The organism is Larkinella terrae (genome assembly GCF_009668025.1).
GTDB classification, from domain to species: domain Bacteria; phylum Bacteroidota; class Bacteroidia; order Cytophagales; family Spirosomataceae; genus Larkinella; species Larkinella terrae.
In genome coordinates this window covers 492,678-506,529 of record NZ_WJXZ01000006.1, presented here as the reverse complement: position 1 = coordinate 506,529, position 13,852 = coordinate 492,678, and the positions used below count along the sequence as shown (strand labels likewise).

At 50.6% G+C, this 13,852-nt stretch carries 13 protein-coding genes; 3 read left to right on the top strand and 10 right to left on the bottom strand.

Annotated features, from left to right (window positions below; genetic code table 11):
• Positions 1–285: 285 nt before the first annotated feature.
• Entirely contained in the window at positions 286–1,965 is a 1,680-nt protein-coding gene (ggt, locus tag GJJ30_RS12790; protein ID WP_229313105.1) for a gamma-glutamyltransferase, read from the top strand.
• Between the two features lie 20 nt (positions 1,966–1,985).
• Here the strand turns inward: ggt and GJJ30_RS12785 are convergent, their stop codons facing one another.
• The 7 genes from GJJ30_RS12785 to GJJ30_RS12755 form a co-directional block, all read right to left on the bottom strand.
• The gene (locus tag GJJ30_RS12785; protein WP_154175541.1) at positions 1,986–2,777 is read right to left on the bottom strand and encodes a hypothetical protein; all 792 of its coding nucleotides are present in this window, start codon (positions 2,775–2,777) and stop codon (positions 1,986–1,988) included.
• A gap of 107 nt (positions 2,778–2,884) precedes the next feature.
• The gene (locus GJJ30_RS12780; RefSeq protein WP_154175540.1) at positions 2,885–5,116 is read right to left on the bottom strand and encodes a xanthine dehydrogenase family protein molybdopterin-binding subunit; all 2,232 of its coding nucleotides are present in this window, start codon (positions 5,114–5,116) and stop codon (positions 2,885–2,887) included.
• On the bottom strand, positions 5,113–6,123 hold the full coding sequence (locus tag GJJ30_RS12775) for an FAD binding domain-containing protein (RefSeq protein WP_154175539.1): 1,011 nt from the start codon (positions 6,121–6,123) through the stop codon (positions 5,113–5,115). The genes GJJ30_RS12780 and GJJ30_RS12775 overlap by 4 nt, the downstream gene beginning before the upstream one ends.
• Before the next feature lie 4 nt (positions 6,124–6,127).
• The gene (locus GJJ30_RS12770) at positions 6,128–6,655 is read right to left on the bottom strand and encodes a (2Fe-2S)-binding protein (protein ID WP_154175538.1); all 528 of its coding nucleotides are present in this window, start codon (positions 6,653–6,655) and stop codon (positions 6,128–6,130) included.
• Between the two features lie 71 nt (positions 6,656–6,726).
• Positions 6,727–7,311 (bottom strand): hypothetical protein, encoded by a 585-nt coding sequence (locus GJJ30_RS12765; protein ID WP_154175537.1) that lies wholly within the window; start codon positions 7,309–7,311, stop codon positions 6,727–6,729.
• Between the two features lie 13 nt (positions 7,312–7,324).
• Positions 7,325–7,762, bottom strand: coding sequence for a hypothetical protein (locus tag GJJ30_RS12760; RefSeq protein WP_154175536.1), 438 nt, complete (start codon positions 7,760–7,762; stop codon positions 7,325–7,327).
• Positions 7,753–8,316, bottom strand: a complete 564-nt coding sequence (locus tag GJJ30_RS12755; protein WP_154175535.1) for an RNA polymerase sigma factor — start codon at positions 8,314–8,316, stop codon at positions 7,753–7,755. Before GJJ30_RS12755 ends, GJJ30_RS12760 begins: the two co-directional genes overlap by 10 nt.
• A 217-nt stretch (positions 8,317–8,533) precedes the next feature.
• Here GJJ30_RS12755 and GJJ30_RS12750 point away from each other — a divergent pair, with 217 nt between their 5' ends.
• Entirely contained in the window at positions 8,534–8,875 is a 342-nt protein-coding gene (locus tag GJJ30_RS12750; RefSeq protein ID WP_154175534.1) for a DUF6249 domain-containing protein, read from the top strand.
• 158 nt (positions 8,876–9,033) lie between these two features.
• Positions 9,034–9,897 (top strand): endonuclease/exonuclease/phosphatase family protein, encoded by an 864-nt coding sequence (locus tag GJJ30_RS12745; protein WP_154175533.1) that lies wholly within the window; start codon positions 9,034–9,036, stop codon positions 9,895–9,897.
• Between the two features lie 101 nt (positions 9,898–9,998).
• Here GJJ30_RS12745 and GJJ30_RS12740 read toward each other — a convergent pair whose 3' ends face one another.
• The 3 genes from GJJ30_RS12740 to GJJ30_RS12730 form a co-directional block, all read right to left on the bottom strand.
• The gene (locus GJJ30_RS12740; protein WP_154175532.1) at positions 9,999–10,844 is read right to left on the bottom strand and encodes a mechanosensitive ion channel family protein; all 846 of its coding nucleotides are present in this window, start codon (positions 10,842–10,844) and stop codon (positions 9,999–10,001) included.
• A gap of 86 nt (positions 10,845–10,930) precedes the next feature.
• Complete coding sequence (gene corA, locus GJJ30_RS12735; RefSeq protein ID WP_154175531.1) at positions 10,931–11,884, bottom strand: magnesium/cobalt transporter CorA; 954 nt, start codon at positions 11,882–11,884, stop codon at positions 10,931–10,933.
• Between the two features lie 138 nt (positions 11,885–12,022).
• Entirely contained in the window at positions 12,023–13,753 is a 1,731-nt protein-coding gene (locus GJJ30_RS12730) for a serine hydrolase (protein ID WP_154175530.1), read from the bottom strand.
• Positions 13,754–13,852 lie beyond the last annotated feature (99 nt).

Genomic DNA, 13,852 nt, shown 5'->3' with positions numbered 1-13,852 from the left:
AGAATTTCAGTGCTTTGACTCTGGAAGCAACAAAAGGTTTAATGTAACTTTTTTATTAATTCATTTTCGAAAAATAAGATTTCACGCATTCTGTTAACTTGCGGTATCGGATGTCCATCCTCCCGAAATTTGTCCACACAATCCCGTTATCACCGGTTTCTTTTCGCTATTCACAACGTTTTTTCAGCGGTTATTTGCCAGATGATGAAATTGTACTCAATTAATTCTCCGTCCCGACTTTTTACCGGATTTTGGCAGCTTCTCCTTTTGCTTTCCCTGCCCGCAATGGCCCAAACCGGCAAAGGAGATCGGATTTATGGTTCTAATTTCGCCACCCGAAGCCCGGTGGTGGCCCAACACGGAATGGTGGCAACGGCGCACCCGCTGGCATCCCAGGTAGGACTTGACATTCTAAAACAGGGCGGTTCGGCGATTGATGCGGCTATTGCAGCCAATGCGGCTCTTGGCGTGCTGGAACCCAATAATTGCGGGATTGGCGGGGATTTATTCGCGATTGTATGGTCGGCAAAAGACCAGAAACTGTACGGTTTAAACGCCAGCGGGCGGTCTCCCGGTGGATTGAAAACCGAAAAATTGAAGACCATTTTAAACGACGGCAAGGCGATTCCACTGTACGGTCCGCTTTCGGTTTCGGTGCCGGGGGCGGTGGATGGCTGGTTTGAACTGCACAAACGTTTTGGCAAATTACCCATGAAAAGCCTGCTGGCTCCCGGAATTCGCTACGCCCGGGAAGGCGCTCCGGTTCCGCAGGTGATTGCTTATTCGTGGCAGGAAGCCGTCCGACGGCTGGAAGCGAATCGGTCGACCATTCAGGAATTTGAAAATTTTCGACGGACGTTTCTCATTAATCACCAAGTTCCCAAAGCAGGGCAGTTGTTTAAAAATCCGGATTTGGCGAAAACCTACGAGAAAATTGCCCTTGGCGGTCGGGACGCTTTTTACAAGGGAACAATTGCCAATGCCATCGATCAATACGCCCGAAAAACCGGGTTGTACCTACGCAAAGAAGATCTGGCGCGCCATACCAGCACCTGGGTAAACCCGATTTCTGTCAACTACCGGGGGTACGAGGTGTATGAGTTGCCGCCCAATGGCCAGGGAATCACTGTCCTTCAAATGCTAAACCTGCTGAAAACCTATGATTTGAAACAGTTAGGCCACAACAGTGCGAATTATCTGCATTTGTTGACGGAAGTAAAAAAACTCGCTTTTGAAGACCGGGCGCGGTATTTTGCCGATCCCGAATTTTCCAAAATACCGCTCACCTGGTTACTTTCGGAAAAGTATGCCACGCAACGTCGGAAATTGATCGATCCGAAACAGGCCGCCAAACGGATCGACTCGAATGTCCCGCCCTTGCGGGAAGGCGACACCACGTACCTGACCGTAGCCGATGACGAAGGAAATATTATCTCCCTGATTCAAAGCAACATGCTCGAATTTGGCAGCGGCCTGGTGCCCGATGGTCTGGGCTTTGTCTTTCACAACCGTGGCACGAGTTTTAATTTACAGGCTGGCCACGCTAACGAATACAAGCCGGGGAAACGGCCTTTCAATACCATCATTCCGGCTTTTGTAATGAAAAATGGCGAACCGTTCCTGAGTTTCGGGGTGATGGGCGGTGCGTTTCAGCCGCAGGGACAGGTTCAGATCCTGTGTAACCTGATTGACTTCGGCATGAATGTCCAGGAAGCCGGTGATGCCGCCCGGTTTAGCCATTCCGGAAGCAGCGAACCCATCGGCACAATCATGCTGGACGGCGGGCATCTGGCCCTGGAAAGCGGCATTTCAAAAGAGGTTCGGGACGAACTTGAACGCCGGGGACATCACCTGATTCCGAGTGATTTCTTCGGGGGTTATCAGGCCATTTTGTTCGATTCCACGAATCGGGTGTATCACGGAGCTTCCGAAATGCGGAAAGATGGGCAGGCGGCAGGTTACTGAATTATCGATCTGCTTTCGGATTAAAAAGGATAATTTACGACACTCAGCAGCGGTTTTCCGGTCGAATCGGCGAACGACTGAATATAATCCAGATCGGATAAACCGCTCATTTCCGGCCTGATGCTGTGCATCTCGTTCGAGATAACCAGCGGTTTTTCAATGCTCAATTTCCCGTTGCTGACCAGAAGCGAACCGTAGGCCGCATTGGCAACGATCTGGGTGCCGTTATTGTGACTGGAAATTCGAAAAAACCAGGTACCGTCGGGATTGATAATGAACGTCTCTTCGGGCTTTGCTTCACGACCATATGTAGATTGGTAGCGTAGCCGGGCCGGTCGAAATACGAGTTGCCTGGGAGCTTCGCCGAAAACGAGCCGCTCGATGCGACCGGTTTTGCCGTAACCTGGAGTTTTAAAATTAGCCAGCGTAGTATCAAAGTCCATCCATTTAGCCTCGTAACAGGCCACCATCTGTTCAAATTCCGTCCGATTGAACGATTTAGGGGACATATAAACCGTCCAGGGAGTCTGGTTGGGACTTGAAAGTTCAGGGGCGTAATGGCGGATTATCCAGTTCGGAAACTGCTCGGGCTGCAGCGGAAATCCAACATTTTGATCAGAAACGGTTTTACCGTCGAAAACCAGCACAGCCTGATGGTTTCGTTCGCCGATGCTCCGGGCGGTCGTGTGGTCGATCAGTTGGAGCGTATGACCTTTATACTGGCTAACGACCAGCATTTGATCTTCGGGTTCGCATCCCCAAATGATTGAGCTGATGGTTACCAACCAGAATAGCCGAAAAATCGCGTTCATAACAGGACAAGTATGATTACCCTGTAAATGTACGCCAGTCAATACCGGAGAGTCCAGCCGAAATCAACAGTGGGTTGATTTCGGCAAATAGTCGGTACCTTTTTCAGTCAGAGGAGTTTATCCAGCGTAATCGGCAGATTCCGAATCCGTTTTCCGGTAGCGTGGAAAACCGCATTGGCAATAGCGGCTGGCATGGCAACAATCCCAATTTCCCCCAGCCCTTTTACTCCTAGGGGATTAACAATTGTGTCGGTTTCATCGACAAAAATGACGTCCAGATTCTGAATATCAGCATTGACCGGGACGTGGTATTCCGCCAGCGAATGATTCATAAAACGGCCAAATTGATGATCCAGTACGCTTTCCTCTTCCAGCGCCTTGCTGATTCCCCAGACCATTCCGCCCAGAATCTGGCTCCGGGCGGTTTTCGGATTCAGAATTCGCCCGCCCGCAACGGCAGTGACCGCCCGCGTGACCCGAACGGTTCCGAAGTCTTCGTCAACCTCCACTTCGACAAAAGCCGCCGAATGGGCACTCCGGGCATACTTGCGCAGTTTCAAAAAATTCGGGGTGGAAGTCGACGTCTCGCTCACGGCGTGTCCACCATTCTGGTCCACAATTTCCCGCAATGAAACCGCTACCGACGGATCACTCTTCAGCCTTATATGCGCGTCAGCGAATAAAACATCGTCCAGATTTGCCCGGGCAAACGGTGAATTTTTCATTTTACGGGCCATCTTGAACAGCTTTTTGCCGAGTTCTTCACAAGCCACTTTTACCGCCGATCCCACCGTTGCCGCCGTCCACGAACCGCCCTCGATGGGGGCCAGCGGCATGTCGCTATCCCCCAGTTTAAACAGCACATCTGCAATGGGCATGCCGAGGGTGTCGGCCGCAATCTGGGTCATGATCGTATACGTTCCGGTGCCAATATCGGCCGTGGCGCTGCTCACCCGCAGTTTTCCGTTGACGGTCAGAACCGCTTCGGCACGCGCAGGTCCCTGCGTAGCGTCCCAGATTCCGGTCGCCATTCCCCAGCCAATCAGTGTGTGTCCCCGGCGCGTTGAGCGGGGTTGCGGATTCCGGTTTGCCCACCCAAACCGCTCGGCACCCTGCCGGAAACACTCCCGCAGTTCCTTGCTCGAATACGGCAAATCGGCGTCCATATCCCGATCCGTGTAATTTTTCAGCCGCAACTCGACCGGATCGATGCCCAACTTAAAAGCCAGTTCATCAATCGCGCATTCGAGGGCCGGAACACCGGTGACACCGCCGGGAGCCCGCATATCCAGTGGCGTGAAAACATCCAGCGGAACCAGTTTGTAGGTCAGTTTGGAATTGGGGATGGGATACAACATCCCCGACCAGTTCACCACTATTTCAGTGTAATCTTCAAATCGCGAGGTTTCGGCAAAAGCATCGTGTCGAATCGCCGTAATGGTTCCATCTTCCGAAGCTCCGAGTTTGATATCCTGAATCGTGACCGGACGATGGCCGAATGTGAACATCTGCTGGCGCGTGAGCGAAACCCGCACCGACCGCCTGAGTTCACGAGCGGCTAAAACCGCCAGAAACAATTGATACTGAGGACGTAACCCTGAGCCAAAAGCGCCACCTATGTAAGAGGAAATTACCCGTACGTCTTTAAACGACAGGCCAAATACCTGCGAAACGTACAACTGGCTGTTTTGCGCACCCTGCGTTTTGTCGTAAATGGTCAGTTTATCATTCTTTTCGTACACCACCGTGGACGCGAACATTTCCATTGGATTGTGGTGTTCGGCGGAATGAACGTACTCGCCCGATACCTGCACCGGCGCGGCCGCAAACGCTTCGTCAAAATTACCACGCGGTTTGGGTGGTGGCGGTTTTAACAAACTGGCTAACCCAAGTTTCGGGTCCCGGGCCCGGCTTAAATGAGCTTCGAATTCGGTTTCGTGATTTTCCACTTCATACTCAACCCGGATCAGCGAAGCGGCATAGCGTGCCAATTCAAGCGTTTCGGCAACGACCAGCGCAATGGGCTGACCGCTGAATTTTATTTCGGCATCACGTAGCGGCCGGAAAGGCGAACCCGGCGGAGCATCCTGATCTTTGTAACTGAGATCGAACCAGGCCAGATCGGGGCGGTTTTCGTGTGTAAATACCTGAATCACACCCGGCAGTTGCAGTGCTTCGTCCGTTTGAATGCGCGTGATAGTTCCTTTTGCAATTTCACTGGAAATCACCCAGCCGTGGACCAAATCGGGCACTTTGTATTCGGCCGCGTACTTCGCTTTGCCCGTTACTTTGGCCACGCCATCGACGCGGTTAACGGGTTTTCCAACGTAGGTTATCATGGGGTCGGTTCGAGTTTAGCGGCCTGCTGCAACGCCCGGACAATCGCGCGTTTAGCCAGTTCGATTTTGAATGTGTTGTGACCGTAGCCTTTGGCACCCTCGGTCAGGGCTTCAGCAACCGACTGAAAATCAGCCACCGAAACCGCTTGTCCAATTAGCATCGCTTCGGCATCGGGTTTACGCCACGGTTTGTGCGCGACTCCGCCGAGGGCAATCCGGGCGTCGGTAATTCGGTTGTTTTCAATCTCCAGCGCCACTGCCACCGAAACCAGCGCAAATGCGTAGGAAGCCCGATCCCGCAGTTTGATGTAGGCATAGTACTGAGGAAACCCTTTGGCTGGCAAGTCAATTGCCGTAACCAGTTCACCGGGGTTGATGGTATTGTCGCGCCAGGGTTCATCGCCGGGAAGCCGGTGGAAATCCGCAAACGGAATCGTTCGCTCTCCAGCCAGCCCCGTTACCCGAACCACCGCATCGAGCGCAGCCAGCGCGACGCACATATCCGACGGATGCGTGGCAATACAGGCCGTTTCGGGTTTCTGGTCGCTGGTGCCTAAAATGGCATGAATGCGGTTAAATCCCCGAATGGCCCCGCACCCCGAGCCCGGTTCGCGCTTGTTACAGGGCGTTGCCAGATCGTAAAAATAGTAACATCGGGTCCGCTGAAACAGATTGCCGCCGTTCGTCGCCATGTTGCGCAATTGCGCCGACGCCCCCGCCAGAATGGCGTGTGACAACAAGGGATACCGGTTTTGTACGTTTTCGTGGTAAGCCGTGTCGGCGTTGGTCATCAGGGCTCCCAATCGTAAACCGCCCCCTTCTGTTTCTTCAATTGAATTGAACGACAGTTGGTTGATATCGACAAGCCGGGCGGGCCGCTCGACATTTTCTTTCATTAAATCGAGCAGATTGGTGCCTCCTGCAATAAATTTAGCTCCCTCGTGCGTGATCAAATCACCAATCGCCGAATTCAGATCACCCGGCCGGAAATAGGAAAAATTAGTCATTCCGTCAGGCGTTAGAGTCCAGTTGCATCACTTCCTCAATCGCATCGACAATGTGCGGATAAGCCCCGCAACGGCAAATATTGCCGCTCATCAGTTCTCTAATGTCGTCCGTTGTTTTGGCATGTCCTTCGTTGATCATGCCAACAGCCGAGCAGATTTGACCGGGGGTGCAATAGCCACACTGGTAGGCATCGTGTTCAATAAAGGCGGTTTGCAGCGGATGCAGACCGTTTTCACCCGCCAATCCTTCGATGGTCAGAATTTCCGTGTCCTGTTTCATGACGGCCAGCGTCAGGCAGGAATTTATGCGTTTGCCATCGACCAGAACGGTACAGGCACCACACTGACCGTGATCGCAACCTTTTTTGGTGCCGGTCAGGTGCAGGTATTCCCGCAATGCATCGAGCAGCGTGGTCCAGGGTGCCAGTTCCAGTTGGTGAACGGAACCATTTATCGTCAGCGTAACGGTATTTTTTTCCGGCAGGGTGTTTTTTGGACGCACGCCGGATTCGGGTGATAAAGTCGTTTGCATAGTGAGTATTCCGAGTATGGATACCATGCAAAGCGAACTGACGGTTAAATGTTGGGAATTGTTGCGAATAATTAGGCTCTGGTCTGGACGAGCCGGTTTACAACTGATCGATTACCCGTTAGCCAGCGGAATAAACCGTATTCAAAAATCAGCGTAAACGGAATGACCGTCAGGTTTTTCAGGAAAAACACAATGGGCATGGTCGTAGCGGATTCGTGCATAATACCGTTCATTTTCAGGAACGGAAGCAACGTCGACTGATCGGCCACCAAACCGTTGAAGCGGTTAAAACCGTACGCAATCAAACTGAATACCAGCAGATTCCAAAATAAAACCGGCCATTGCTGGCGGAATGTCAGCCGAATGTTTCGCCCGAGTTTCGCCCACTGCTTCCGTCTAAACCGAAAAATACCAGCCAATTTCCGGCCTCCGGCAATCGCATTTCCGTGCCCAAGGATGACCAGTATTGTCAGAATCCGCGCCAATTCGACGACGAATTCCAGAACGATTGACCAAGACGCTGGGATTGGCCCCCAAAACTGCATCTGACCGGCGCGGCCCAGTGCGGCAAAAAGCATCCAGAAGGAGATGATTCCCAGGTGTTTGAACCAAAATCGGAACGCCCAGAGAACAAGATCGCATGATAAAAGTCGCATCGAATTGAGCAATTTAAGAAGGTTTGGAAATCATTTTTCGCCTGACAAACCGACGGTCGGCCCACTGAATCAGGCTCAGCAGAACGATGACAAACAAGGCCGGGAATTTGATAACATCCAGTGCCCGGAAGGTAGCGATCAGGTCATCGACCCGGTAAACCGCCTGCATACCCAACACCGCCAGCGGCAACAGTAAGAGACATAATCCCATCCAGACCAACGCCTGCCGTTCCTGACGTCGAGCCTCTTTGAGCTGAATTTGTCGGACAACCGAGGCCGAAAAACCGTAGCTCAGCCCCAGCGATGGTTCAACCGAAAGTTCTTCAAAAAGCTGTTGATACAGCCGAACCGCTTCGTCCTGTGGTTCCGCTTCGGCCGGTTTTCGACCCGACCGGTTTAGAGCATCCAGCCACTCCTGTAGTTCATCATCATTGCTTTCGTTCATCGCCATTGTTCGCTGTTTTTGTGCCGTTGTAAGGCTTCTTTCAACAATTTTCGCGCCCGGAACAGGTAATTTTTGACGGTTCCTTCAGGCAGTGAAGTAACTTCACCAATTTCTTCATACGACAATTCTTCCAAATGGTAAAGCGTCAGAATTGTGCGGTAATGAACCGGCAACTTGTCAATCTGCGCGTGCAGAAAGGCTTTCCAATCCTGGTGAATCAGCATTTCTTCGGGATTTGCCAGACCCGAATCATACTGCCCTTCCCAATGTTCCGGAAAACCGCTCGCCAACTCCCGGTTCATTTTTTTACCGTGATTGATCGCCGTTCGGTACGCAATCGACGCAATCCAGGTCGATAGTTTTGAGCCAAACTGGAAATCCGGCAAATGTTTATAGACCTTGATGAACACTTCCTGACAGACATCTTCTACGTCTTCCGGCTGACGAACGATTCGACCGACCATGTGCAGCACCAGCCGCTGGTAGCGTTCCACCAACGTCTGATAGGCGCGAACATCGCCTTGCACGATCCGGCGGACCAAAACCTCTTCGTCGTTCATTTCCGCATTAGACAATGGGGATTTAGTAAATGTTGCAGCTTGACGATTGACCATCGACCATTGACCGCAGTCAATCGACCATCGACCATCGTCAATCGTCAATCGTCAATCGTCAATCGTCAATCGTCAATCGTCAATCGTCAATCGTCAATCGTCAATCGTCAAATTGCAACCTTTTAGGTTGCACAATTGTCTAATGGGCAAAAATGTAAAAAATATGCAAGAACAATATGGGGTGCAGGGGGCTTACGTCACACTCGCAATTGCGTTTGGTATCTATCTGATCATAAAGCCGTTTACCAAATACCTGCTGCGTCGGCGGCTGATGGAACTGGGGCAGTGGAACGAAGAAAGTCTGCGCCAGTTGGACGACGAGGCAAGCTTGCCCACCGACAACCTGAAATGGGGATTGATTCTGCTCTTTTTCGGGCTGGGATTGATTATCGCTGCCTTTGTTCCGCGCTCCTTCGATTCGACCCTGCCCTACGGCATTGTGGCGGTTTCCACGTCCATCGGTTTTTTGATTTATTACGGAATGATTTCCAGACAGAAATCCTGAATCGAATTGTTACCGTACGAACAGATCTGTAACGCTCGCTGGCCGAAATGTGCGGACGTTCTGCCCGTTAACAAGCGGTTTTTGAAAAATAATCCGATTGGATAGGTTTTCCGGCGGGCGGAAGCGTACTTCGACGCGACGAAACCAAATCCGCCCACATGAAATGTTGTCTGCTTTTTGCCCTGCTCTTTACGCTTATCTCCGAAATTTCGGCCCAGCCGGTTCCACAATTCCCGTTGAATATCCTTTCGTTTAATATCCGCTACAATAATCCGCAGGACGGGCTGAATGCCTGGCCGAACCGGAAGGAACTAGCCGCCAGTGTGTTTACAAACTATCAGGTTGATATTGCCGGTTTGCAGGAAGCTTTAGCGGGCCAGATTGCTGATTTACAGGATCAATTGCCAAACTACGGCTGGATCGGCGTGGGTCGTGACGATGGCAAAAACCAGGGTGAATTCTCACCGGTTTTCTACAACAAACAGAAATTCGAGGTCGTCAAACAGGGAACATTCTGGCTTTCGGAAACGCCGGAGGTACCGGGCAGCAAGTCCTGGGATGCGGCTCTCCCGCGTGTGGCCACGTACGGCATTTTTCGGGACAAACGAAATGAAAGTCAGGTTCTGGTCATCAATACCCACTTCGATCATATGGGCGAAACCGCCCGCCAGAACAGTGCGAAATTACTGATTAGCAAGGTGAAAGATCTGGCCGGTGAGTTACCGGTTATTCTGACCGGCGATTTCAACACGCCCGACGTATCTCCTGCCATCAAGACCCTAACGAGCGACCCGACTTTCCAGCTAAGCAACACCGAAAAGCTTTCAGAAAGTCCCCATACCGGCGGCAACAGCACATTCAATAATTTTCAAACCCGTCAGAGTGGTCTGGTAATCGACTTCATTTTTGTCGGCCCGAATGTAGAAGTGAAACGCCATGATTATCTGCCAATTCTGAAAGACAATGTGTTCATTTCCGATCACTGGCCGGTTTTGAGTCGGATTTCCGTGCTTTCTCGATAAGTTATTTCGCGAAGCTAAGCGGAGTTTCACCGAGTTGAGGAAGTATTGAAACTCTGCTTAACTCGGTGAAACTCCGCTTGACTCTGCGAAACAAACCTATTTTAACTCACTCGTCCAACCGAGCTGAAGTCGCCCATCACCGTAACCGTCGGCTCGGGGCCTTTGATACCGTCTTTACCGAACTGGCGGGCGATGCCTTCGTGAATAAAATAATACGTCTCCCAGTAGGTAGCGCTCCTGGTCCAGACCCGAACGTCAAAATGGAAGGCCAGTTCGGTCAGTTTGGTCACGAGAATATCATGCTCCCGGTCTTTTAAGCCATACGGACAGGCGTCGACCACGCGTTTGATCGACGCTTTCACCTCATCGACTTCGTTGGTATTCCCCGCAGCAAAAACCATATCGACCCGGATGACACCTTTGCCGGAAATATTGATAATGGGCGAGGTAGACAAGGCCCCGTTGGGCAAAATAATCGTGCGGTTATCGAGGGTGACCAGAATGGTGTTGAAAATATGAATCGCTTCGACATTTCCGGTAAAGCCCTGAGCCGAAATCAGGTCGCCCACACGGAACGGTTTAAACGTCAGAATCAGCACTCCACCGGCAAAATTGGCTAAGCTTCCCTGTAAAGCCAGCCCGACGGCCAGACCGGCGGCTCCGATAATGGCCACGAACGAGGTCGTTTCCACCCCAAGCGTACTGGCCACACTCAACAGTACCAGCACTTTCAGAATGGCACTGACGAGTGATAACAAAAAAGGCTGAACATCCCGGTCGACCTGGCGTTTGTTCATCACCGTCGACAGCATTCGGACCACCTGATTGACCAGCCACAGGCCGACAATCAGAATAACAATCGCCAGTAAGATTTTAAAACCGTACAAAGTGGCAAATGCCACCACCTGATCAAGCACGTTTTGAAAAGAGAATTGGGAGGGCTCCATTGGGCTGTTTTTTAGTTTCTACAGTTATGAAGCAGGAACCCTCAAAAAGTAACGTACAAACCGAAAATAATTAGTTGGCAACCGTCTCAAAGCCAATTTTTGCGCCTGAAAATCAACAAAGTAACCAGCGAAGAAAAAACAATGGCCGCCAGCGCAATCGGATAGCCCATCTGCCAGCTCAACTCCGGCATATTGGTAAAGTTCATCCCCCAGATGCTCGCCAGCAGGGTTGGTGGCAAAAAAACCAGCGAAACCACCGTGAAGATTTTTACGATGCGGTTTTGCTCCAGATCAATCAAACCGAGGTAAGTATTTTGCAAAAACTCCAGCCGTTCGAAGATGAAATTCGTATGGTCGATCAGCGAGTTAATGTCTTTGATGAGCGTCCGAAGTCGCTGTTGTTCCTCGTCGGTAAACCAGCCGTCGCTGCGGATCATGGAAGTGATTACGCGCTGTTTATCGACCACATTTTCCCGAATCGACATCGTCAGCTCCTGATAATCATTTATTTTTAAGAGCATTTCCCGATCCAGCTTGGCGTCGATGTCCAGTTGTCGGTTGATGGTTTTAATTTCCAGCGAAACCGACTCGATCAAGTCGGCGTCGTAATCGATCCGGGATTCGAATATCGTGATCAGAATCTGCGCGCCATCGTTGAACATCGACCGGCGTGATTTGATCCGCTTTACCGTGTCGGCAAATGATTTCAAATCGGCCTCATTCCGGTACGTAAACAAGGTTTCGTCCTTGAGCATGAAACTGACCGGAACGGTCACGTACATCTGCTCCTTATCGGGAACCATGAAGTTGGAGTTCGCAATCAGAAAATCGTCTTCTTCGATATACCGCGAACTACTTTCGATCTCGGCCTGCTCCTGCTGCGTCTGAAAATTGACATCAAACTTGTCTTCCACGCTCTTGGTTTCTTCGCGCGTCGGATTCTGTAAATCAACCCAAAGGGTTCGTTCCGTGTCGGAAAACGAATCAATATCGCGGACTTTCCGAACGGCGGCTTCGTCCTGTTGAAAAATGCGAATCATACTTTAATTCTTCAAATTCTACTTCACAACGCGCTTATTACAAGTAGCTTATGGCTATTTGATTAGCGTTTATGGTTTAATCGATAATCTATAACCTCTTCACCAAAAACCATAAATTATAAACCCCAAACTATTTAATTAAGGAATACGTTTGCCCGGCATATCCCGCCCGTTCTGATGCAAAATCAATTGCGATATCTGACCTTTTTCGTCCTTTACAAAAGACACTTTGGCGGGCACCACTTTCAGGTAAAATTCAGTTTCTGACTGTGGAAATAGCTCAAATTTCCCCTGTCCGGTAGCCTGACCATACAGCTGAGAATCCGCACGCGTAATTTCGATGATGAATGATGGTGCCAACTCGTATTTTCCAACGTATTTTTCCAGCACCTCTGTCGAAACCGTCGCATCTTTAGGTATTTCCGCGTTTTCGCCCAATTTCTTCAGCATCTCCACGGCATTCATATTTCGGGGGTCAAGCTCGAGCGATTGTTTATAATCTTTGATCGACGATTCTTTATCCCCCTGCGCCATGTAAGCCTCTCCCCGACTGTCGTAGACATTCGACGATTTCGGATACGATTCGACGTTCAGATTGAAAACCGCCAAGGCTTCTTTCAGTTTACCATCGCGCATCAGTTCGTAGCCCAGCGAGTTCATTTCGTCTTCGTTCAGTTCATAGGCTTTATCGTTTTTCAAAACCGCAAACTGCTGGATGGCTTTTTCCAGCGATGAACTGGTCAGCGTTTGCCGGAGCGCGGCTGCAATCGGTTTCCTGGGATTCTCATACGGTTGATCGTACAGAATTTTCAGAATGTTATTCTGCATGGCTCCCAGCGTCGTTCCGCCGGTATTGTTTAGCAAAATGACCGTATGTTTGTCTTTGGGAAGCCGGGTGAACTGGGTATTGAATCCGTTGATGCCGCCCCCGTGTGAGATGATCAGCACGCTGTCTTTCCGCTGGCCAATTTTAGCGTTGCCAACGCCCCAGCCATACGCATAATGATCCCGAAACGGCGTAAACAGGGCGGTTTTTGAAGCCGCCGACAACAGCTTATCCGAATACAAAACCTGATCCCAGCGGTATAAATCCTCCACTGTTGAATACAGCGAACCGGCCGCGTACGGAATCGTCATGTCCAGATAAGGCGCGTTGACAAAACCGCCCCCGTTTCGCTCGTAGCCTGCAGCCCGCTTCGGAATGATCGGGCCAGGCATGTCATAACCGGTGTCTTTGAGTTGGGCCGGAGTCAGAATGGCTTCCTTCAAAACCGTCGCGTACGATTTTCCGGTTATTTTTTCAATAATCACACCGAGCAAAAAGTAGCCCGAGTTGCTGTACGAAAACCGGGAACCGGGTTCAAATTCGAGGGAATAATCTGCAAACTTTTTGACAAATTCGGCGGGAACATACGGATTTCGGCTTTCCTGTTCCATGAATTTAGGAAAATTCGTATAGTTCGGGATACCGGAAGTATGAGTTAACAGGTGGTGAATGGTGATTTTGTCGCCGGTTGCTTTGGGGTAATCGGGCAAATAAGTCGTCACTTTCTCGTTGACCTTCAGCTTGCCCTGATCCACCAGCTGCATGATCAGGAAGGCCGTAAACTGCTTCGTAATCGACCCCAGCCGGAATTTCGTATCGGGCGCATTGGCGATATTCCATTCCATATTCGCCAGTCCGTAGCCTTTTTTGAAAATCACTTTCCCGTTCTCAGCCACCAGAACCGTTCCGTTGAATTGCCGGTTTTCGAAATACTGGCGCATTAGCGCATCAATTTTGTCGGCCTTGCTTTGTCCAAACGCGTAGGGCGACAGCAGCACGGCGACGCAGAAGGCAAGGACTCGGTGGGTAAAACGAGTGTTCATGAGATGGTTCTGGTTTTTGTCGAAAAAGAGGAAGGAAGTCAACGCAAGCAATTGCCAAAACTACGCCTTTCTAATCGAATAGTACAGCAGAAGTGAGCA